Raw genomic sequence first — 20042 nt, forward strand, 5'->3', positions numbered from 1 at the left:
GCGCCCCGCACCTTCTGCCACCCCCCGTACCTTTGAAGGCGTGTACCGGTTTCTGCTGACGCCCCGATGGTGGGGGATCAACCTCTTCGTGCTGCTCGCCATCCCCTTCTGCGTCTTCATGGGGTCCTGGCAGCTGAGCCGGTTCGAGGCGCGGATCGAGGATCACCAGAGCGCCAAGGAGCAGGCGGCCTCGGACGGCAAGGGGGCCGCCCGGCCACTGGCTGAACTGCTGCCCGTGGACAAGGAGACCTCCGGCGACCAGACGACCGTCAGCGGGCGGTACGGGGAGCAGTTGCTCGTGCCGGACCGGGAACTGGACGGCAGGCGGGGCTATTACGTGCTGACCCTGCTGCACACCGACGGCGGCAGGGCACTGCCCGTCGTACGGGGCTGGCTGCCCGGTGCGCCGGACGCCGCGAAGGCGCCCGCCCCGCCGCGCGGTGAGGTGACCGTCACCGGCGCGCTCCAGGCCTCCGAGAACCCCGGTGAGAACGGCGTCACCGCGCGCGGCGGACTGCCCGCGGGCCAGACGGCGGCGATCAGCGCGGCCTCACTGGTGAACCTCGTGCCGTACGACGTCTACGACGCGTGGATCACGCTCAACAAGGGCGACTCGGGGATGAAGGCCGTGCCGGTGAGCGCGGCGCCGGACACCGGGCTCGACCTCAAGGCCTTCCAGAACCTGGGGTACACCGGCGAGTGGTTCGTCTTCGCCGGGTTCGTGGTGTTCATGTGGTTCCGGTTGTTCCGCCGTGAGACGGAGTTCGCGCGGGACGCGGAGATAGGACTCCTGACCGCGGACGCCGCCGAGGCCACCACCTACGAGGTCGACAGCACGCCCGTCCGGTAGACCGTCCCCGCGCACGCGTTCGACACCGTCGCCGAGACTGTGGGCGCGCCCGCCTCCGCCGTGTAGGAGACGACGACGCTTCCGTCCTTCGTGCCCTCCTCGGTCATCAGCTGCGTCGACGTACCCGTGTCGCCACCCGTGGAACTGCCCTCCGTCGTGGTGCCGGTGTTCTCCGTGGGCGACGGGTCGGGCGACGGGCCGCCGGTCTCGCCGCCGCTGTCGCCGCCGGCGTCCGTCGGGCAGGTCTCCGAGGGCACCCAGGCGAACCGCACCTCGTACGCCGCGCCCGGCTGCAGCACCAGCTGCGGGACTTCCAGGGCCGGGTCGGGCAGGCCGGCCGCCGCGTCGCCCGTGGTGTGCGCGGCGACGCTGATCTTGGTGGCGTCCGCCGCGCCCTGCGCGAGCGGGGTCACCGTGCCGGCGCCGCCGACGGTACAGCTGGCGGTGGAGACGTTGGTGATCCGGAACGTGCCGTACACCGCACCGGCGGCGTCGGGGACGGCGGCGGTAGCGGTGGCCGAGCCGAGCTGGGCCGCCGTGCACACCGGCTCGGCGACCGCACTGGTCGCCGAGGGGTAGACGTCGTCGGTGGTGTCGTCGACGACACCGCTGCTCGGGGTGGCGCCGGTGCCCTGCTCGGCCTCCGCGGGGCTGCCCTTGCCCTTGTCCTCCGCCTGACCGCCGGACCCACCCGAGGTGGCGCCCGTGCCGTCGGTGCTCAGGCCCTCGCTCGCGCCGCCCTGCGCCTGCGCGCCATGACCGGCGATGGAGGGGTTGGCGTCGGGGCCGGTGGAGCTGGAGACGTGCACCAGGGCGGGTACGGCGGTGCAGACGAACAGCGCCGCGGCCGCCATGCCGACGGCGGCCTGCCGCTTGCGCGCCCGGCGCGCGGGCACCGCCCGCCGCAGGTGGTCCAACGTGCCGTCGCGCGGTTCGATGTCCTGCACCGCCTGGTGCAGCATCCTGCGCAGTGCCAGCTCGTCCGAGTCGAGCCCCTCGGAGCTCTGGTCGTCGAGGCCGTGGTTCACAGTTCCGTTCCCAGCGTGCGGTTGCTTCGGCTCTTGCTCGTGCGCCCGAGGCTCCCCCGTCATGACGGCGCCTCCATGGCGATCCGCAGTGCGGCGATACCGCGGGAGCCGTACGCCTTCACCGAACCCAGCGAGATGCCGAGCGTCTCGGCGACCTGGGCCTCGGTCATGTCCGCGAAGTAGCGCAGTACCAGGACCTCGCGCTGCCGGCGCTGCAGGCCCTTCATCGCCTTGATCAGGGAGTCACGCTCCAGCTGGTCGTACGCGCCCTCCTCGGCGCTCGCCATGTCCGGCATCGGCTTGGACAGCAGCTTCAGGCCGAGTATGCGGCGGCGCAGCGCGGAGCGCGAGAGGTTGACGACCGTCTGGCGCAGATAGGCGAGGGTCTTCTCCGGGTCGCGGACGCGTTTGCGGGCCGAGTGGACGCGGATGAAGGCCTCCTGGACGACGTCCTCGCAGGAGGCCGTGTCGTCGAGGAGGAGCGCGGCGAGACCGAGCAGCGAGCGGTAGTGCGTGCGGTAGGTCTCGGTGAGGTGGTCGACGGTGGTCCCGGCCGCCGCGACGTCCTCGGCACCGTCACGCTGGTTCGGGATGCGGGCGGGCCGCGCTGCGGGCATGGGCGCGATCACCGGCATGCCGCCGGGCGCGCCGGGCATGCGGGTGCGGACGGGCCGCCGGGGCGGCCGTAGGGCCGTGCCGCGGGCCACCGCGGGGAAGTCGAGTACCTCTGCCACGCCAGTTGGACACGTCTGAGCCCGTCAGGGTTGTACGTGCCGGACATCACTCTTGTTCTCGCGTCAGGCAGCACGACTGACGGTGCCACATATGCCCTCATGCGTCCCGCTCTTCCCCTATGTCCCACATGAACGGGCGTCCCCACGCTCGTTCATCGGCGTCCCCACGCCTTGGATCAACGCGTCCCACACCCCGGAAGGGCGACCGCATAGACGCTCCCCGCCCTCCGCACGGTTGCGGACGACGGGGAGGAAAATCCTTACGTTGATCCTACAAATAGATCAGGACATCGCCAGGGGCAATTTTCCCTCACGTCATCTCGGCCGCCACCAGCTCCGCGATCTGAGCGGTGTTCAGCGCGGCACCTTTACGCAGATTGTCCCCGCACACGAAGAGTTCGAGCGCCGTCGGGTCGTCCAGCGCCCGCCGCAGCCGCCCGACCCATGTCGGATCGGTGCCCACCACGTCGGCCGGCGTCGGGAACTCCCCGGCCGCCGGATCGTCGCACAGCACGACACCCGGCGCCGTGGCGAGAATCTCCCGCGCCCGGTCCACCGTGACCTCGTCCTCGAAGCGGGCGTGCACGGTCAACGCGTGCGCGGTCACCACCGGCACCCGGACACAGGTCACGGCGACCGGCAGCTTCGGCAGGCCGAGGATCTTGCGGGACTCGTCCCGCACCTTCATCTCCTCCGACGACCAGCCGTCCTCCCGCAGCGACCCGGCCCACGGCACGACGTTCAGGGCGACCGGCTCCGGGAACGGCCCGGTGTTGTCCCCCACGGCCCGCCGCACGTCACCGGGATTCGTCCCCAGCTCCGTACCTGCCACCAGGGACAGCTGCTGCCGCAGCGTCTCCACGCCCGCCCGGCCGGCGCCGCTCACCGCCTGGTACGACGAGACCACCAGCTCGCGCAGCCCGAACTCGGCGTGCAGCGCGCCCAGGGCCACGATCATCGACAGCGTGGTGCAGTTCGGGTTGGCGACGATGCCGCGCGGCCGGACCCGCGCCGCGTGCGGATTGACCTCCGGCACGACCAGCGGCACGTCCGGGTCCATCCGGAAGGCGGCGGAGTTGTCCACGACCACTGTGCCCCTGGCCGCGGCGATCGGCGCCCAGTGCGCGGCGACCTCGTCGGGCACGTCGAACATGGCGATGTCGACCCCGTCGAAGACCTCCTCGGACAGGGCCACCACCTCGACCTCCTCGCCGCGCACGGCCAGCTTGCGGCCGGCCGAGCGCGGCGAGGCGACGAGACGGATCTCGCCCCAGATGTCCGCGTGCTGGGACAGGATCTGGAGCATGACCGTGCCGACGGCTCCGGTCGCGCCCACGACCGCGAGCGTCGGGCGTGCGGTCATCGCGGTACCGGCCATCAGCGGCCGGTGCCTCCATAGACGACGGCCTCGTCGCTGTCGGAGTCGAGGCCGAAGGCGGTGTGCACGGCGCGCACGGCCTCGTTGACGTCGTCGGCGCGGGTGACGACCGAGATACGGATCTCGGAGGTCGAGATCAGCTCGATGTTCACCCCCGCGTCGCTGAGCGCCTCGAAGAAGGCCGCCGTGACGCCCGGGTTGGTCTTCATCCCGGCGCCCACGAGCGAGATCTTGCCGATCTGGTCGTCGTAGCGCAGCGAGTCGAAGCCGATGCCCGGCTTGTTCTTCTCCAGCGCGTCGATGGCCTTGCGGCCCTCGGTCTTCGGGAGTGTGAAGGAGATGTCCGTCAGGCCCGTGGAGGCGGCGGACACGTTCTGCACGACCATGTCGATGTTGATCTCGGCATCGGCGATCGTGCGGAAGATCGCGGCGGCCTCGCCCGGCTTGTCCGGCACGCCGACGACCGTGATCTTGGCCTCGGAGGTGTCGTGCGCGACACCGGAGATGATGGCCTGCTCCACCTGCTTTTCCCCTTGCTCGATCGGCTCGCTGCTGACCCAGGTGCCCTGCAGTCCGCTGAAGGACGACCGGACGTGGATCGGGATGTTGTAGCGGCGGGCGTACTCCACACAGCGGTGGAGCAGCACCTTCGACCCGGACGCGGCCAGCTCGAGCATGTCCTCGAACGAGATCCAGTCGATCTTCCGGGCCTTCTTCACCACGCGCGGGTCGGCGGTGAACACACCGTCGACGTCGGTGTAGATCTCGCAGACCTCGGCGTCCAGCGCCGCGGCCAGCGCGACCGCGGTGGTGTCGGAGCCGCCGCGCCCCAGCGTGGTGATGTCCTTGGTGTCCTGGCTGACGCCCTGGAAACCGGCCACGATGGCGATGTTGCCCTCGTTCAGCGAGTCCCGGATCCGGCCCGGCGTGACATCGATGATCCGGGCTTTGTTGTGGACCGAGTCGGTGATGACACCTGCCTGGCTGCCGGTGAAGGACTGGGCCGAGTGGCCCAGGTTTTTGATCGCCATCGCCAGCAGGGCCATGGAGATCCGCTCTCCGGCGGTCAGCAGCATGTCGAGCTCGCGCCCGGCAGGAATCGGGGAAACCTGCTCGGCGAGATCGATCAGCTCGTCCGTCGTGTCGCCCATCGCGGAAACCACGGCGACCACCTGGTGGCCGTTCTTCTTGGCTTCCACGATCCGCTTGGCGACGCGCTTGATGCCCTCGGCATCGGCTACGGAGGAGCCTCCGTACTTCTGCACGACAAGGCCCACGTGCGCTCCTCGCTCAATCCGTCTCTTTCCGCAGATACGCATATGCACCGCGGTCGGCTCAGTCTAACGAGCGGTCGAAAATCACCTTCGCGATATCGCATGGTGAGATGTCCCGCCGCCCGTTCCGGAAAGGCACATGCCCGCACAAGCCCGAGACCACTCGGAAAAGTGCCCTGCATCACAAAGAGCACTCACCCGGGTGCTGTAACTCAACTTTCAAGCACTAGGGTTCGGCCTGTGCGCGTACTTCTGGTGGAGGACGACGAGCCGGTCGCGGAGTCACTGCGGCGGGGGCTGGCCCGGTACGGCTTCGAGGTGGCGTGGGTGACGACGGGCGGCGCCGCCCTCGCTCACCAGGGGCCCTACGACGTCGTACTCCTCGATCTCGGCCTGCCCGACACCGACGGCCTCGACGTCTGCAAGGCGCTGCGCGAGCGCGGTGACGTCCCGATCATCGTGATCAGCGCCCGCAGCGACGAGACGGACCGGGTGGTCGGTCTCGAACTGGGCGCCGACGACTATGTGTCCAAGCCGTTCGGGGTACGGGAGGTCATCGCACGGATACGAGCGGTGCTGCGGCGCATGCAGCCCCGTACGCCCGCCGAGGCCGCCCCCGACCGGTACGGCCCCCACCTGGCGATCGACCGCAAGGCGGCCCGCGTCCGCCTCGACGGCGCGGAGGTGGCGCTCGCGCCCAAGGAGTACGACCTGCTGGCCTTCCTCACCGAGGAGCCGGGGGCGCTGATGTCGCGCGAGCAGATCATGGAGGCGGTCTGGGACGCGAACTGGTTCGGGCCAACGAAGACCCTGGACGTCCATGTGGCGGCGCTGCGGCGGAAGCTGGCGGGGGCGATCACCATCGAGGCGGTGCGTGGGGTCGGGTTCCGGCTGGAGATCGTGGACTCCCCGGCATGATCCGCCAGCTCGTCCGCAGTTACGTCCTGCTCGTCGCCGTCGCCATCGCGCTGTTCACCGTGCCGGTGGCCTTCACCCTCACCGACCAGCTGCGCGACGACACCCGGCACTCCGTGCTGCGCGAGGCCGACGCGATGGCGCTGCTGCTGGGCGGCGACAGCGCCGCCTCCTGCGAGGCCCTGGAGGAGATGGCACGGGCGTACGACGACGAGATCCAGGTGACCGCCACCGACAACTGCGCCACGCGACTGCCGCGACCGGAGCGGGACGCGGCGCTGGAGAAGGCCCTGCGGCAGGGGGAGCCGACGGTCGACTGGGGCTCGGACTTCATCTGGGGCGACCACCTGGTGGTCACGGTCCCCGCACGCCCGCAGCCCGAGGGTCCGGTCGTCGGGGCCGTGCGCATCCAGTACGCGACCGGCGAGCTGACCTCCCGGCTGTGGTCGATCTGGGGTTTCCGGGCGATCCTCGCGCTGCTGGTGCTGGGCGTCGCCGCACTGATCGGCGTCGCGGTCGCCCGCCGTATCACCCGCCCGCTGCGCCAGCTCAACGACATGGCGAGCAGGTTCAGCGACGGCGACCTGACCGCCCGTTCCCCGGTGACGGGCCCGCCCGAGACCCAGACCCTCGCCCGCACCCTCAACCAGGGCGCGGAACGCCTCGACACGCTGATCGCGTCACAGCGCATCTTCGTGGCCGACGCCTCGCATCAACTGCGCACCCCGTTGACGGCGTTGCGGCTGTCCCTGGACAACATCGCGGACGGCGTGGACGACGACTTCGTCCGGGAGGATGTGGAGCAGGCGACGGCCGAGGTGGTCCGGATGAGCCGCCTGGTCAACGGCCTGCTGGTGCTGGCGCGGGCCGAGGCGAAGGTGACGGACGCCGAGTCGCTGCCCCTGATGGACATCGTTCAGGAGCGGCTCGCGGTGTGGAGACCGGCCGCCGACGAGCGCGGAGTCACCATCGCGCTCAAGGGGAATGCCGGCGGCCGGCCGCTGGTGCGGGTGCTGGCCAGCCCGGGTCATCTGGACCAGGTGCTGGACAACGTGCTCTCGAACGCCCTGGAGGTGTCACCGGACGGCGGGACGATCACCGTCCGGGTGGAGCACCGCAGCGACGAAGTGACGGTCTGCGTCCTGGACGAGGGGCCCGGCATGCCGGACGCCGACAAGTCCCGCGCCTTCGACCGTTTCTGGCGGGGCAAGGGCCTGACCGGAAAGTCCGGCACCGGCCTCGGCCTCGCAGTCGTCAAGCAGTTGGTGACGGACGACGGCGGGACGGTGACGCTTGCGGACGCACCGGGCGGCGGTCTGAAGGTGGTGATCAGCCTTCGGGCATCGCAGAGGAGTGGTGGTTGACGATCTTCCACTCGCCGCCGCGCTTCTCGTACGCGTAGGTGTAGCGGGCCTCGACGACGCTCTTCGTGCCGGTGGCCGGGTCGGTGAGGGTGAACTCGTACACCCCCGTGTCGATCGCGGAGTTCCGGTCGAGCACGTTGACGATCGTCTTGACCTTCTTCCCGACCGGCTTGTTCTTCAGAAAGTGCTCGAAGTAGTCGACGATGCCGGCCCGGTCGGTACGGACCTTGTTGGAGACGGTGGGCAGCAGCACCGCGTCCTTCGCGTACAGGTCGGCGACCTTCTCCGGGTCGCCGGTCCGCAGAGCGGCGTTCCACTGGTCGAAGAGCCCGGCGACCCGCGCCTTTGAGGGCTGGGCCGCCCGCTCGGCCCCGGCGTTGCCGACCCCGGCGGTGACCGTGGCTGCCGCGGCGAGGGCGGTGACGGTGACGACGGCTGCGCGTATCCGGGTCTTACGAGTCATCGCATCTCCAGTGCAGGTGAGGGGAGTTGCTCCCTCCGCGTCCGCCGCGGTGGAAGTGACTCCAGCCTCGCTTTGCGCTGGTTAGGGCGCGTCCAGCGTGCGTGTAGGGCGGGGAAAGGGTTTGTCCAAGGTCAGCGGGGCGAGGTGCGGTGCCCCGAGCAAATGCGAAGTACGCCGGGGCAGCTACCTCACGGGCCCGTCCGCCGACCGCAACGCAAGCGCCTCCGCCGCAAGGATGGTGATGCCTCCACCGACGCTCCGTCGCTCATTGGTCCCCCGTGGACACGCTCCCGATGTCACCCCCGGCCGCCACGGAACGGTCGCCGGAAGCGGCGACGCTCCTGCCGGGAAGTGGCGAGGACGATGCGGGCATCTGGGCCGGAGGCTCTGCGGCGGCACCATCGCCCGTGGCAGCGAAGCCGATGTTGCCGCCGGCGGCGATCGAGCGCTCACCACCGGCCTGCACGGTCGGCCGGGTAACGCCCGACGACGGACCGCGGTAGGCGTAGAGGGTGAGCGCCAGTCCGACCAGCGCCGCTGCTCCCCCGGCCACGCTCCCCCACCGATCAGCCGCGTCGACGTCCAGCACGCCCACCACAACCAGCCCCGCTGCCCCAGCGACGCACAGCCCGATCCCCGTCCACAGCAACGCCTTTGACCGCCCTGTCATACGGCCATGATGGCGCCCGGGAGGCGAGTGGCGCAGGGTCTCAGTCCACGAACTCCTTGAGGGGCTCGGTGTCGAGGGTGACGTTCACGGGGGCCGGAAGCTTGACGGCGGCCCCGAAGGGGAGCTTCTCCTCATGCCGGTAGCGGCCGTCCTCCGGCTGATTGAACACTGTGACTGAGCAGTCGTCCCGGTCGATGAGGAGGTAGACGGGGATACCGGCGGCCGCGTAGGCATCGGGCTTCTCGACTCGGTCGCGCTGGTGGGTGTCGGAGTCGTACGACGTGACTTCCACTGCCATGAGCACGCCTTCCGCGTCGGACCAGTCGCCATGGCCCTTGGGGAATCCGAACGGAGCGAGAACACCGTCCGGACGCGCCCGCCCCTTGCGGTAGCTCTCGACCTTCATCCCACGGTCCGCGTAGAGCCAGAGCTCGGGACGATGCTGCATGCACAGCCTCTGCAACCAAGCGATGATGTGGTCGTGGTTGCCGTCGGTCACGGCCTTGACCTGGACCTTTCCATTGATGAACTCCAGCCGCACGGTTTCCGGGGCATGGCGCTCCAGCGCTTCGAACTCCTCGACGGTCATCTGCGGCCGGTACTCGGTCCTGGGGGTCATGGCGTTGCCTCCTCGACACCATGGTGCCCCGACCGGCACCTCCCGCACGCTCACAGCAGCCGCGCAGCGCGGCGCAGGGCGTTGACGCGGTCGGTGACGTCGATGACCTCGTCCGCGCCGGGCGGGCCACCGCCGTCGCGCGGGCCGGGCAGGAACGTCTCCGGTACGTAGCCGTACACCGGGCCTTCCGCCTCGATCTCCGCCAGGCACTCACGGCACAGCCCGCTCACGATCTCCGTCGTCCGCTCGTCCGCGTCGCACAGGCCGCAGGCCATGATCACGCGGGTCACCTGGGCACGGCGGGCGGCCTTCTGGCGCACCTTCGCCTTCTTCGGGGGCATTTTGTTCTCCAATCGGTTGCGGGCGAGTCCGCCCGGGTTCGTGACGGCCGACGGCAGTCCGTCCGTCAGGGCCCTGGTGATGTCACCGGGCGTCGCGCCACGCGACAGCCACTCGGCGGCGAGGGGTTCGAGAGAGCGGCAGTCGCCGTCCGACAGCGGCATACGGGCGTCGGCCGAGCGGACTTCGGCGAGGGTCTGGTACGCGGCGCTGGGCTGCTCATCCGTCTGCTCGGGCTCCTCGACCTCGGCCTGCTCCGCCTCCTCGGTACGGGCCAGACCCGGCATGTAGTGCTCGGTCACGTCCCTGCCGTGGCGCTCCCGCGCGAAGTCCTCCCACCACTGCACCGACCTGCGGGTACGCGACCAGTACGTCCGCGTAACCCACCGCATCGAGTTGTCCTCGACGGTGATGTGCTCCTTGATCCAGCGCAGGTGGCCGGCGAGCGTGATCCGGCCCAACGAGGTGCGCACGGCCTGCTGGCCGTAGCGGGGATGCTCCGCCGCGATCGCCTTGTAGCCCATCGCGTGGCCCTCTTCGAGGTGGTCGACGAAGACGGCGATCTCGCGGTCACGGGGGCTCAGATGTGCGAAGTCCGCGTCCGCGTGCGGGTCTTCGTCACCGGCGAGGCGTTTGCCGTAACCCGTTTTGGCCATCGGGTGGGACGGGGACGGCAGGGCGGGACTAGGGTAGGCGCAAGCCACCATCGAAGGGTCCATTCGATGCGTAGGTCGAGGCCCCGGAGCCGGTGTTGGCGCACCGACCGGGGCCGTTCTATTGCCGCGAACCTAGAGTGGCTTTACGTTCCGACGCAAGCCGATCACGCAACGTCACCCTTTCGGGGTACGACGTCTCAACTCACGTACGGGATTGGTTGGTTGGGAAGGTTTCACCCAATTCCAGAAACCAATGGAAGAGCTTGAAGCCCGAGGCTCAAGCCCCGGGCCGGAGGCCGGCGCGGCTACTTCACCCGCATCCCCAACGGCCCCCCGATCTCCTGCTGCATGACCTTGCCGGCCTCGATTTCGAGGGTGTCGTCGCCCATGCCCTGGTCGGTGTCCAGGCCGTCCAGTTCCTCCAGGGGCTGGTTCAGGCGGACGTGGATGAGCACCGACTGCAGGGCGCGCAGGACGGCGGACGCCGTGGAGCCCCAGTTGGAGAAGTAGGAGAACTGCCACCACCACAGCGCCTCCGTGGTGCGGCCGGCCCGGTAGTGGGCCATGCCGTGGCGGAGGTCGGTGATGATGTCGGCGAGGTCGTCGGAGATACGGGCCGGGACGGGGGCCTTGCGGGGCTCGTAGGGGTCGAAGACCTCGGAGTAGACGTCGACCGGCTCCAGCAGCCGGGCGAAGTTCTCCCGGAGTTCGTCGACGTCGGGCTCGGGGCCCGAGTCGGGTTCGTAGCGCTCGTCGGGGACGATGTCCTCGTGGGCGCCCAGGCGGCCGCCGGCCAGGAGGAGTTGGGAGACCTCCAGCAGGAGGAAGGGCACCGTTGACTCCGGCTCGTCGCCCCTGGCCACCTCGGTGACGGCCACCAGGAAGCTCTCTACCTGGTCCGCGATCTGGACCGCGAAGTCGTCCGGGTCCTGGGTCGTGGAGTGCAGCGTGGCGTCAGACATCTAGGAGTCGTCTCCCCTCGAAGGCGCGGCCGAGGGTCACCTCGTCCGCGTATTCCAGGTCGCCACCCACCGGGAGGCCGCTGGCCAGGCGGGTGACCTTCAGGCCCATGGGCTTGATCATGCGGGCGAGGTACGTCGCGGTGGCCTCGCCCTCCAGATTCGGGTCCGTGGCCAGGATGAGCTCCGTGACCGTCCCGTCGGCCAACCTGGCGAGAAGCTCTCGTATACGCAGGTCGTCCGGGCCCACACCCTCGATCGGGCTGATCGCGCCGCCCAGCACGTGGTAGCGGCCGCGGAACTCACGCGTGCGCTCGATGGCGACGACGTCCTTGGGTTCCTCGACCACACAGATCACCGCCGGGTCGCGGCGGCTGTCGCGGCAGATCCCGCACAGCTCCTCCTGGGCGACATTGCCGCAGGTGGCGCAGAAGCGGACCTTCGCCTTGACCTCCATCAGGGCGTGCGCGAGCCGGCGGACGTCCGTCGGCTCCGCCTGCAGCACGTGGAAGGCGATCCGCTGGGCGCTCTTGGGACCGACGCCGGGCAGCCGCCCCAGCTCGTCGATGAGGTCCTGGACCACGCCTTCGTACAACGGACTGCCGCCCTTCCTGGGTGTCGTTCAGTACGTACGGTAGTTTCCCGCGGCCCGACTTAGAAGGGCAGTCCGGGGATACCGCCGCCGCCGAGGCCCTGGGCGAGAGGGCCCAGCTTCTGCTGCTGGAGGGCCTGGGCGTTCTCGTTGGCGGCGTGCACGGCCGCCACGATCAGGTCCGCGAGCGTCTCGGTGTCCTCCGGGTCCACCGCCTCCGGGTCGATCCGCAGCGCGCGGAGCTCACCGGCGCCGGTGACCGTGGCCTGCACCAGGCCGCCGCCCGCCTGGCCGTCGACCTCGGTCTGCGCCAGTTCCTCCTGTGCCTTCGCCAGGTCCTGCTGCATCTTCTGGGCCTGCTGCAGCAGCTGCTGCATGTTGGGCTGGCCACCACCGGGGATCACGATCAGCTCCTCTTCCGGGGCTCATGAGGCACGGGGTTTTCCCGCTCAGCACGAGCCTACGTGGTCCACGCGGCCGTCGCCCCAGCACTCTTTCGAGTGAGAGGACTCCGTGTCCTATACCTGACCAAGGCCCTCTTCCGGGCGGAAAACAGGGGAAAGCAGGGCCTTCGCCACCCATTGGGCGGTAGGAAGGGTCCGGCGCATCGGCGTCACCATCAGGCGGGACGTCGTGACGACGCGTGCGCGGTACGACGTGTCACGCACCGTGATCAGTTGTGGTCGATAGGGAGTGCCGGGTGGGTCAGCCGGAGATGCAGCCCGAGGGGCCGCCTCAGGACGGGCGGGGCGAGGGCGCGGCCGAGCTGCGGCCGGGCGATCTGGCCGGGCGGGCGTTTCCGCTCGGGGACTGGGCGGAGCCCGCGGTACGGCTGGACGAGCTGTACCGGTGGGTGGAGCGGGGCGCGCTGGACACGGCGGCCTGGTATCTCGCCGACCGGGTGTGGAAGCGGCGCGGGGCCCGGGTGCTGCGGTGCGGGGCGGCGGTGGGGGCGGTGACCGGGGCCGCGCTGCCGTTCCTCGACCTGACCGGTGTGGTGGGCGGGGTGGCGCCCTGGGGGTATCTGGCCCTGCTGCTCGGGGTGTCGTGCGTGGCCGTGGACCGGTATTTCGGGGTGACGTCCGGGTGGATGAGGGACGTGGCGACCGCGCAGGCCGTGCAGCGCAGGTTGCAGGCGTTGCAGTTCGACTGGGCGTCGGAGAGTGTGCGGGAGGTTCTGGGGCCCACCGAGGGGACCGCCGGGGAGGCGGCCGAGCGGTGCCTGGGGGTGCTGCGGAGGTTCTCGGAGGATGTGACGGAGCTGGTGCGGACGGAGACGGCGGACTGGATGGTGGAGTTCCGGACCGGGTCCGCGCCGCTCGGGATCCAGTCGGCGCTGGTCTCCGGGGGGCGGCCGGAGGGTGCGGGTGGGCAGGGGAGGTTTCCGTTGCCGCCGGGGGGCTCCGCCCGGCCGAACATGCCTCGGCAGCGGCCGCCGGAGCCGCGGTGACCGTCACGCAGGTTGCGGGAACGCCACCGGGCTCTTCTGCCCCGCCTTGTTCACGGCCCGGACCCCGAAGAACACGTTGTCCTTGGACAGGTCCACCTCGTGGGTCGTCACATCGCCCACCGGGATGACGTGGGTCCACTCCGGGGACGTCGTCTCGCGCCAGACCACCTCGTAGCCCGCCAGGTCGGGTTCCGTGCCCCGGCTCCACACCAGCTGCGTGGAGTTGGTGAGGGTGGCGGTGAGGAGGCGGGCCTCGCGCGGGGTGCCGGGGGCCTGCGCGAGGGTCCACAGGGTCGCGGCGTTCACGCGGGCCACCCGGGCGATGTACCGGAAGTCGCAGAACTCCGGCAGATCGCCGTACTGCGTGCCGTGCTCGTCGACGCGTACGTCCTGGTGCTGGTGGGCGAAGTCCTCGGCAGGCTCGGTGAAGCGGGCGGCCGGGTAGCCGCGCTCCAGGAACGGGATGTGGTCGCCGCCCCGGCGATAGCGGTCGCGGCGGTAGATCACGCGCACGTGCATGCCGGTCACGTCGTTGTCCGCCACGTCCCTTACGAAACGGGCCAGTTGGCGTGTCGTCGAGTCGTTCTCGCCGCCGACCGAGCGGCGGACCGCGGCCTGTTCCGGGGTCTCCGAGGAGGGCACGCCCTCGGCGAAGAGGCGGACCGTGTAAGGGTCACGCGTGCCGTCGTCCGCCGTCGGGCTGCCGACGATGTCGTTGGTGAACATGCCCTGCACGTCCGCGCCCGCCGCCTTCAACTGCTGCGCCATGTGCGCGGCGCCGTACAGGCCCTGCTCCTCCCCCGCCACCGCCGCGAACACGATCGTCGACGCCGGGCGCCGCGTCGCCATCACCCGCGCCAGTTCCAGCACCACCGCCACCCCGGACGCGTCGTCGTCCGCGCCCGGCGAGTCCGAGGTGGCGTCCATGACGTCGGTGACGCGGGAGTCGTAGTGGCCGGAGACGACGTACACGCGCTCCGGTGTCACCGCGCCCCGCAGCGTCGCCACCACGTTGGTGATCCGTGTCGGGGTCGGGATGCGCGGGGCCGGTTCCTGGACGTACGACTGGAGTTCCGCCGTCATCCGGCCTCCGGACGCGGCGGCACAGGAGCTCAGCTCGGCGAGCAGCCAGTCGCGGGCGGCGCCGATGCCGCGCCGGGGGTCGTCCTGGCTGGAGAGGGTGTGCCGGGTGCCGAAGGAGACGAGCCTGCGGACCGTCGCCTCGATGCGGTCGGGGTCGATCTCCCGGAGCAGCGCGCGCAGTTCGCGGGTGGGGGGCTGGGCGGTCGCCGGTGGGCGGGTGCCCGACGGCGTCGCGGCCGCGGCCTCACCCGCTGCGGCGGCTCCCAGCGCCGTCGCGCCGGTCGCGGTGAGTACCGTTCGCCTGCTGGGGCTGGGACGCATGTGTCCTCCTGGGCCGACACGCCGCATCTGGGTCCATGGCGACCACTATCGTCGTGGACACATCAAGCACCCCACAAGGGGACCCGCGCACCTCACGCGCACAGGTCCGCATCACGCAGGCACGGCAGATGCCCCCTGTTGCGGATCACGTTCTGGCTGGTGGACTCGTCGAGGTAGGCGAGGAAGCCGGCGGCGAGGGAGCCGGGGCGGGGCGGCTCGTAGGTGTAGGCGTACTCGATGTCCTTGTACGGGTAGCGGGTGCCGCCCAGCTCGATCTGCCGCTCGTCGGGCTGGTCGCCGGCCAGGGGCACCCTGTTCACCTTGTCACCCCGCTCCTTGGCGAGGGTGAGTTCGCTGTAGCCGATGGCGCCGGGCTGTTCCTCGATCTTGTTCAGCACGGCTCTGGTCGAGCCGAGTTCGCAGCGGGTGACGGTGTCACCGGCCCGCGCGGGCGGCTTGCAGTCCAGTGACGTGCTCGGCGCCTGCTCCCACCCCTTCAGCACCCGGTCCTGGAAGATCTGCCGCGTGCCCGACTCGTCACCCCGGCTGACCAGCACGATCGGCAGATTGGCGATCTTGGCCACGCCGGGCACGACCTGACCCCAGCGCTGGTACTTGCCCGCGTAGATGTCCTGTACCTCCCGCAGGGACAGTCCGTGCGTGCCGAGGTCGATGTCCTTGTGGACGACGAGGGTGAAGACGGAGAGCGCGACCTTCTTCTCCGTCAGGTTCCAGCGCTCGCCCATCGGCCCGTCCGAGAAGGCGATCACCGACTTGGCCTCGTCCTTCGACTCCCTGGCGAGTTCGGCGAGTTCGGCGACGCCCTCCTCGCTGCCCCGCGCCTCGACCGAGATGTCGGCGCCCTCGCACTTGTTCTCGTACTGCTTGGCGAGCGTGCGGACGACGGGCTCGAAGGCGGTCGAGCCGGTCACGGTCAGCTCGCCACGCTCGCACTCGATCGGGTTGCCGTCGCGCAGCAGGATGATGCCGGCGAGGCCCAGTATGGCGAGGATGAGCCCGCCGCTGACCAGCCGGGCCGCGAGGCTGAACCGGCGCTGCTTCTCGTCCGGCGTGGGGGAGCTGTTCTGGTGGACCCTGCCCTCGTGGAGGCCGCCGATCAGCTTGACCTCGCCCTCCACCTGACCGCCGGAGAGCAGCACGAGCAGCTTGAAGTGGTCGCCGGGTTCGAGCGGGACACGGGGGATGGTCACCTTGTTGTCGCGGTGGTCGAACCCGTTCTCGCGCGTGAAGTGGCTGTTGAGGTGATCGATGCCGGACGGCTGGGTGACCGCGACGGCCTGGACCGTGCGTCCCGTGAACTCGGCGGTCAGGCCGGGGAGTTCGGAGGCGGTGTAGTCGCCCTGGTAGACGCTCCGCGCCCCGTCGTTCTCGATGCGCAGCAGGACGAGCGAGGCGCGGGCCATGTTCGGTACGTCGAAGTCCCCGAGGCGTGGGTTGGACGACGCCCCGTCGCCGATGGGGGTGTCCAGCTGTACGCGGTAGCCGATCAGTTTGCGACGCGGCACCCAGCGGTCGTACAGGAACATCACGAGGGCCGCGATGACGCCGAGGACGGACGTGCCGACGGCGATGAAATTCTCGTTGTTCAGCCACTCCAACACTGGTGGTCCCCCGCCACTCCAGAGCTCAGATGGTGGGGTCACCGTACGTCTGTCCGAACAGCCCGTCAGGAGCCTGCCACGAATGTTCGCTGCGCGTTCAACTTGCTCACAGCGAACGGGACTTCAACCGTAGCCCGGTACACGTCACGGGCGCCGGTACGTCAGTTTCTCCCCAGTCGTCCCGTTCACGCGCTGCAGGCCGCCGTCCGGCAGCAGGGTGACCTCGGTGGCCGCGCCCGGTGTGCAGGCGGTGGCCGGTTCGCCGACCGTCACCGTGGACGGGCCGACCCGCACCGGGCCGTCCGCACCCGGCTCCTCGGCCAACTGCGCCTGGAACACGCAGTGATAGCTGCCGCCGCCCTCCGCCGGACCGTCCGCGACGAGGGACAGGACGGTGTCGCCGACCTCGCCCTGCTGGAGGGTCAGCCGCCGGGTGTGCTGCCCGCTCGCGTTGTCGATCGTGGTCGTCCAGGTGCCGAGGTAGCCGTCGGGTATCACCCCTTCGGCGGGCGTCGACGAGGCCGACGGGGAGGGTTCCGGCGCCGTGGTGGACGCCTCGGGAGTGGTCGCCGGGGCGGTCGAGCCGCCGGGCGCGGAGGCGGTCGGGCCGGCCTGCGGGCTCTCGTTGCCGTCCATCAGCGCGTACACCGTCCCACCGGCGGCGAGCGCGACGACCACCGCCATGGCGACGAGCGCGGCGGTGGCGCGGCCGCTCCGGCGGGGCGGCTCCTCGGAGGCGACGACGGCGGGCGGGCCGTAGGGCGGGGTGGGGCCGAGACCGCCGTAGGGGCCGTTGGCGTAGGGGCCGGGGGCCTGCGGGGCGGCGGCATACGGCCCGTTGGGGTACGCGCCACCGGCCGGCGCGCCACCATTGGGGGGCCCGTACGCCGGGACGTACGGCGGCGGCGGCGCCGGGGCCTGCGCGGCGCCTTGCCCCTGGGACTGCTGGGGATGACCCTGCCCCGGTCGCGGATCGCCGTACGCCGGTGCCGGCGCCGGGGCCTGCGCGGCGCCTTGCCCCTGGGACTGCTGGGGATGACCCTGCCCCGGTCGCGGATCGCCGTACGCCAGTGGCAGCGCCGAACCCTGCGCGGCGCCCTGGGCCTGGGCCTGCTGGCGATGACCCTGCCCCTGCTGCGGATCGCCGTACGCCGGTGCCGGCGCCGAAGCCTGCGCGGCACCCTGACCCTGGGACTGCTGGGGATGACCCTGCCCCGGTCGCGGATCGCCGTACGCCAGTGGCAGCGCCGAAGCCTGCGCGGCGCCCTGACCCTGGGACTGCTGGGGATGACCCTGCCCCGGTCGCGGATCGCCGTACGCCAGTGGCAGCGCCGAAGCCTGCGCGGCGCCCTGGGCCTGGGACTGCTGGCGATGACCCTGCCCCGGTTGCGGATCGCCGTACGCCGGGTGCGGCGGGGCCGGTGGTGCGGGGCTCTGGGACGCGGCCACCGTGGGCATCCGGTCCGGCGGCTGCGATCCCGGCTGCCGCTGCCCCGTGGCGGCCGGTGCCGACTCGTCGGCGGCGGACGCGTGCTCGGGCGAGACCCCCCGGTCGGCGTCCGCGCCCTCCGGGTCCTCCGTCTCCAGCAACTGCACGGCGTGCCGCCCGAGTTGGGCCACCAGGCCGCCCGGCAGCCAGGGGTCCCGGGACCGTCCGCCGGTGACGGTGTCCTCCGCGCCCGTGCGCTGAAGGATGTCGTCCAGCGTCGGCCGGGCGGCCGGGTCCTTGCGCAGGCAGTGGCGTACCACGTCGGCGATGCCCTCGGGTACGCCGTCCAGGTCGGGTTCCTCCTGGGCGATACGGAACATCAGGGCGTGCACCCCGCTGTCGGCGCCGCCGAAGGGGAGGTTGCCGGTGGCGGCGTAGGCGAGGACGGAGCCGAGGCAGAAGACGTCGCAGGCGGGCGTGACGCGGTCGCCGCGCACCTGCTCGGGCGCCATGAAACCGGGCGAGCCGACGAGCGCGCCGGTCCGGGTCAGGCCCCCGTCGGTCACCGTCTCCATCGCTCGCGCGATCCCGAAGTCGATGACGCGGGGCCCGTCGATGGTGACGAGCACGTTGGACGGCTTGAGGTCGCGGTGCACGATCCCGGCGGCGTGGATGTCCTTCAGCGCGTGCGCGAGCCCGGCCGCCAGGATCCGTACCGAACGCTCGGGCAGCGCCCCGTGGTCCCGCCCGACGACCTGCTGGAGGCTCGGTCCGGCGACATACCCGGTGGCCACCCACGGCACGGCGGCCTCGGTGTCGGCGTCGAGCACGGGCGCGGTCCAGTGACCGCCGACCTGCCGGGCGGCCCGCACCTCCTGCCGGAACCGCGCGCGGAACTCCTCCTGCGCGGCCAGTTCCCTGCGCACCAGCTTGACCGCGACGGTCCGCCCCCGGTCCGACCGCGCCAGATACACACGCCCCATCCCACCGGCGCCGAGCCGCGCCAGCAGCCGGTAGGCGCCGATCCGCGGTGGATCCCCAGGCCCCAGTCTGTCCACGGCGAACCCGCCTCCCCCATCCGCCCCTGTGCGTTGACCGAAGAATAATGCGGCGACACAGGGAGACGGCCGGGCCGCTTTCTACGGTTCCGTAACGGACGGTTCCGTAACGGACGGCTCCGCAACGGACGGCTCCGCAACGGACGCTTCCACGGTTCCCCCCGCACCCGTCGGCATCCCGACCTCGTCGAGCACCCGCGACAGCCGCTCCAGCACCCGTACCGTCTCCTCGAAGTCCTCCTCCCCCAGCGCCTCCGCCAGCCGGTCGGCGAACCGGGCGTGCCCGGGGTCGATGCGGCGTACCGCCGCCAGGCCCGCCTCGGTGGGGGCGAGGAGCTTGGCGCGACGGTGGGCGGGGTTGGGGCGGTATTCGGCCAGGCCCCGTTCGACGAGCAGGTCGGCGACGCGCTGGACGCTCTGCCGGGTGATGCCCATCGCCCGGGCGATCCCGGCGACGGGCAGCGGCTCCGGCAGCACCGCGCCGAGGACCTGCCACCAGGCAGCCGTGAGCCCGGCCGGGCGGGCGAGTTCCTCCGCCACCGCGAGGAACTGGCCGTTCAACCGGAAGACGCCGAGCGCGCCGCGGCTCAGCAGATCCTGCCGCCGTCGGCTCACCGCGCACCCGCCTGTTCCAGGACGGCGTACGCCTCGGCGTCGGAGTCGTGGAAGAGCCGGTACCAGGCGTCCAGCACCGCCCCCTCGTACACCCCGAGCAGCCGGAGGATCTCCCGTGCGAAGGCGACCGGCTCGGTGGGCCCGGCGGTGATCAGGTTGCCGTCGGTGACGGCGTCGGCGTCGACGTACCGCGCGCCGCCCTGGTAGCCGGTGGCGGCGAGGTAGAAGGAGACCGCGCTGGTGTGGTCCCGGTCGTCGAGCAGTCCCTCTCGGGCGAGCCCGGCGGTGGCCCCGCAGATCGCGGCGACGGGCACCCCGGCGGCCAGGAACTCGCGCGCCTTGCGGGCGAAGGGTGCGAGGTCGTCACCCGCGTCCCAGAGGTCGGCGCCCGGGAGGATCAGCAGCGAGCTGTCCTGGGGTCGTACGTCGTCCAGGGCCAGGTCGGGCTGGACGCGCAGGCCGCCGATGCTGGTGACCGGGTCGGTGGTGGGGCCGACGGTGCGGATCCGGTGGCCGGCGCGGGCGAGGTGCGCCGTCGCATGGCCGGTCTCCCAGTCGGCGAGGGTGTCGTAGACGGCCAGGTGGACGGGCTTACGGCTGCTGTTCATGACTCCTCCTCGGGT

20 protein-coding genes are annotated in these 20042 nt (G+C 71.2%); 4 read left to right on the top strand and 16 right to left on the bottom strand.

Annotation, left to right across the window (positions count from 1 at the left end; all coding sequences use genetic code 11):
• Positions 1–40 precede the first annotated feature (40 nt).
• Entirely contained in the window at positions 41–850 is an 810-nt protein-coding gene (locus I2W78_RS17410) for an SURF1 family protein (RefSeq protein ID WP_196461005.1), read from the top strand.
• On the opposite strand, the gene I2W78_RS17415 is transcribed toward I2W78_RS17410, so the two are convergent.
• From I2W78_RS17415 to I2W78_RS17430, 4 genes are all read right to left on the bottom strand, one after another.
• The gene (locus tag I2W78_RS17415; protein WP_196461007.1) at positions 820–1878 is read right to left on the bottom strand and encodes a hypothetical protein; all 1059 of its coding nucleotides are present in this window, start codon (positions 1876–1878) and stop codon (positions 820–822) included. The two genes, I2W78_RS17410 and I2W78_RS17415, sit on opposite strands and share 31 nt — an antisense overlap.
• A 59-nt stretch (positions 1879–1937) precedes the next feature.
• The gene (locus tag I2W78_RS17420; RefSeq protein ID WP_196464600.1) at positions 1938–2513 is read right to left on the bottom strand and encodes a SigE family RNA polymerase sigma factor; all 576 of its coding nucleotides are present in this window, start codon (positions 2511–2513) and stop codon (positions 1938–1940) included.
• A gap of 409 nt (positions 2514–2922) precedes the next feature.
• Positions 2923–3975 (bottom strand): aspartate-semialdehyde dehydrogenase, encoded by a 1053-nt coding sequence (locus tag I2W78_RS17425; protein ID WP_196464601.1) that lies wholly within the window; start codon positions 3973–3975, stop codon positions 2923–2925.
• Positions 3976–3989: 14 nt separating this feature from the next.
• Positions 3990–5267, bottom strand: coding sequence for an aspartate kinase (locus I2W78_RS17430; RefSeq protein WP_196461009.1), 1278 nt, complete (start codon positions 5265–5267; stop codon positions 3990–3992).
• Positions 5268–5504: 237 nt separating this feature from the next.
• Between I2W78_RS17430 and I2W78_RS17435 the strand changes: the two genes are divergently transcribed.
• Positions 5505–6182, top strand: a complete 678-nt coding sequence (locus tag I2W78_RS17435) for a response regulator transcription factor (protein WP_196461011.1) — start codon at positions 5505–5507, stop codon at positions 6180–6182.
• A complete protein-coding gene (locus I2W78_RS17440; RefSeq protein ID WP_196461013.1) occupies positions 6179–7543 on the top strand; it encodes a sensor histidine kinase in 1365 nt (454 codons plus the stop codon). The genes I2W78_RS17435 and I2W78_RS17440 overlap by 4 nt, the downstream gene beginning before the upstream one ends.
• Here the strand turns inward: I2W78_RS17440 and I2W78_RS17445 are convergent.
• The 7 genes from I2W78_RS17445 to I2W78_RS17475 form a co-directional block, all read right to left on the bottom strand.
• Positions 7509–8006 carry an SgcJ/EcaC family oxidoreductase gene (locus tag I2W78_RS17445; protein ID WP_196461015.1) on the bottom strand — a complete coding sequence of 166 codons (498 nt, stop codon included), beginning with the start codon at positions 8004–8006 and terminating at the stop codon, positions 7509–7511. The two genes, I2W78_RS17440 and I2W78_RS17445, sit on opposite strands and share 35 nt — an antisense overlap.
• A gap of 265 nt (positions 8007–8271) precedes the next feature.
• On the bottom strand, positions 8272–8676 hold the full coding sequence (locus I2W78_RS17450) for a hypothetical protein (RefSeq protein ID WP_230885489.1): 405 nt from the start codon (positions 8674–8676) through the stop codon (positions 8272–8274).
• Positions 8677–8716: 40 nt separating this feature from the next.
• Entirely contained in the window at positions 8717–9295 is a 579-nt protein-coding gene (locus tag I2W78_RS17455) for a Uma2 family endonuclease (protein ID WP_196461017.1), read from the bottom strand.
• A 50-nt stretch (positions 9296–9345) separates the two neighbouring features.
• On the bottom strand, positions 9346–10290 hold the full coding sequence (locus I2W78_RS17460; RefSeq protein WP_196461019.1) for a hypothetical protein: 945 nt from the start codon (positions 10288–10290) through the stop codon (positions 9346–9348).
• A gap of 305 nt (positions 10291–10595) precedes the next feature.
• Entirely contained in the window at positions 10596–11252 is a 657-nt protein-coding gene (locus I2W78_RS17465) for a DUF5063 domain-containing protein (RefSeq protein WP_196461020.1), read from the bottom strand.
• Positions 11245–11844, bottom strand: coding sequence for a recombination mediator RecR (recR, locus tag I2W78_RS17470; RefSeq protein WP_196461022.1), 600 nt, complete (start codon positions 11842–11844; stop codon positions 11245–11247). Before recR ends, I2W78_RS17465 begins: the two co-directional genes overlap by 8 nt.
• Before the next feature lie 59 nt (positions 11845–11903).
• Positions 11904–12245: a YbaB/EbfC family nucleoid-associated protein gene (locus tag I2W78_RS17475; RefSeq protein WP_196461024.1), complete on the bottom strand. Its 342-nt coding sequence runs from the start codon at positions 12243–12245 to the stop codon at positions 11904–11906.
• Positions 12246–12541: 296 nt separating this feature from the next.
• On the opposite strand from I2W78_RS17475, the gene I2W78_RS17480 reads away from it, so the two are divergent.
• The gene (locus I2W78_RS17480; protein ID WP_196461026.1) at positions 12542–13291 is read left to right on the top strand and encodes an SLATT domain-containing protein; all 750 of its coding nucleotides are present in this window, start codon (positions 12542–12544) and stop codon (positions 13289–13291) included.
• A 3-nt stretch (positions 13292–13294) separates the two neighbouring features.
• Here the strand turns inward: I2W78_RS17480 and I2W78_RS17485 are convergent, their stop codons facing one another.
• The 5 genes from I2W78_RS17485 to I2W78_RS17505 form a co-directional block, all read right to left on the bottom strand.
• Positions 13295–14695 (bottom strand): M20/M25/M40 family metallo-hydrolase, encoded by a 1401-nt coding sequence (locus I2W78_RS17485; protein WP_196461028.1) that lies wholly within the window; start codon positions 14693–14695, stop codon positions 13295–13297.
• 92 nt (positions 14696–14787) lie between these two features.
• Positions 14788–16317, bottom strand: coding sequence for a PstS family phosphate ABC transporter substrate-binding protein (locus tag I2W78_RS17490; RefSeq protein WP_307783709.1), 1530 nt, complete (start codon positions 16315–16317; stop codon positions 14788–14790).
• A gap of 144 nt (positions 16318–16461) precedes the next feature.
• On the bottom strand, positions 16462–18804 hold the full coding sequence (locus I2W78_RS17495) for a serine/threonine-protein kinase (protein ID WP_196461032.1): 2343 nt from the start codon (positions 18802–18804) through the stop codon (positions 16462–16464).
• An 81-nt stretch (positions 18805–18885) separates the two neighbouring features.
• The gene (locus I2W78_RS17500; protein ID WP_196461034.1) at positions 18886–19419 is read right to left on the bottom strand and encodes a MarR family winged helix-turn-helix transcriptional regulator; all 534 of its coding nucleotides are present in this window, start codon (positions 19417–19419) and stop codon (positions 18886–18888) included.
• A complete protein-coding gene (locus I2W78_RS17505) occupies positions 19416–20027 on the bottom strand; it encodes a type 1 glutamine amidotransferase family protein (RefSeq protein WP_196461036.1) in 612 nt (203 codons plus the stop codon). The genes I2W78_RS17500 and I2W78_RS17505 overlap by 4 nt, the downstream gene beginning before the upstream one ends.
• Between the last annotated feature and the right edge of the window lie 15 nt (positions 20028–20042).

It is taken from the genome of Streptomyces spinoverrucosus (genome assembly GCF_015712165.1).
GTDB classification, from domain to species: Bacteria; Actinomycetota; Actinomycetes; order Streptomycetales; family Streptomycetaceae; genus Streptomyces; species Streptomyces spinoverrucosus_A.

What these genes read in the sequence shown, in the direction of transcription:
- I2W78_RS17440 (WP_196461013.1), top strand. Translation starts at nt 6,179, where the DNA reads ATGATCCGCCAGCTCGTCCGCAGTTACGTCCTGCTCGTCGCCGTCGCC.
- I2W78_RS17445 (WP_196461015.1), bottom strand. Translation starts at nt 8,006, where the DNA reads ATGACTCGTAAGACCCGGATACGCGCAGCCGTCGTCACCGTCACCGCC.
- I2W78_RS17505 (WP_196461036.1), bottom strand. Translation starts at nt 20,027, where the DNA reads ATGAACAGCAGCCGTAAGCCCGTCCACCTGGCCGTCTACGACACCCTC.
- I2W78_RS17455 (WP_196461017.1), bottom strand. Translation starts at nt 9,295, where the DNA reads ATGACCCCCAGGACCGAGTACCGGCCGCAGATGACCGTCGAGGAGTTC.
- I2W78_RS17460 (WP_196461019.1), bottom strand. Translation starts at nt 10,290, where the DNA reads ATGGCCAAAACGGGTTACGGCAAACGCCTCGCCGGTGACGAAGACCCG.
- I2W78_RS17450 (WP_230885489.1), bottom strand. Translation starts at nt 8,676, where the DNA reads ATGACAGGGCGGTCAAAGGCGTTGCTGTGGACGGGGATCGGGCTGTGC.
- I2W78_RS17420 (WP_196464600.1), bottom strand. Translation starts at nt 2,513, where the DNA reads ATGCCGGTGATCGCGCCCATGCCCGCAGCGCGGCCCGCCCGCATCCCG.
- I2W78_RS17465 (WP_196461020.1), bottom strand. Translation starts at nt 11,252, where the DNA reads ATGTCTGACGCCACGCTGCACTCCACGACCCAGGACCCGGACGACTTC.
- I2W78_RS17425 (WP_196464601.1), bottom strand. Translation starts at nt 3,975, where the DNA reads ATGACCGCACGCCCGACGCTCGCGGTCGTGGGCGCGACCGGAGCCGTC.
- I2W78_RS17485 (WP_196461028.1), bottom strand. Translation starts at nt 14,695, where the DNA reads ATGCGTCCCAGCCCCAGCAGGCGAACGGTACTCACCGCGACCGGCGCG.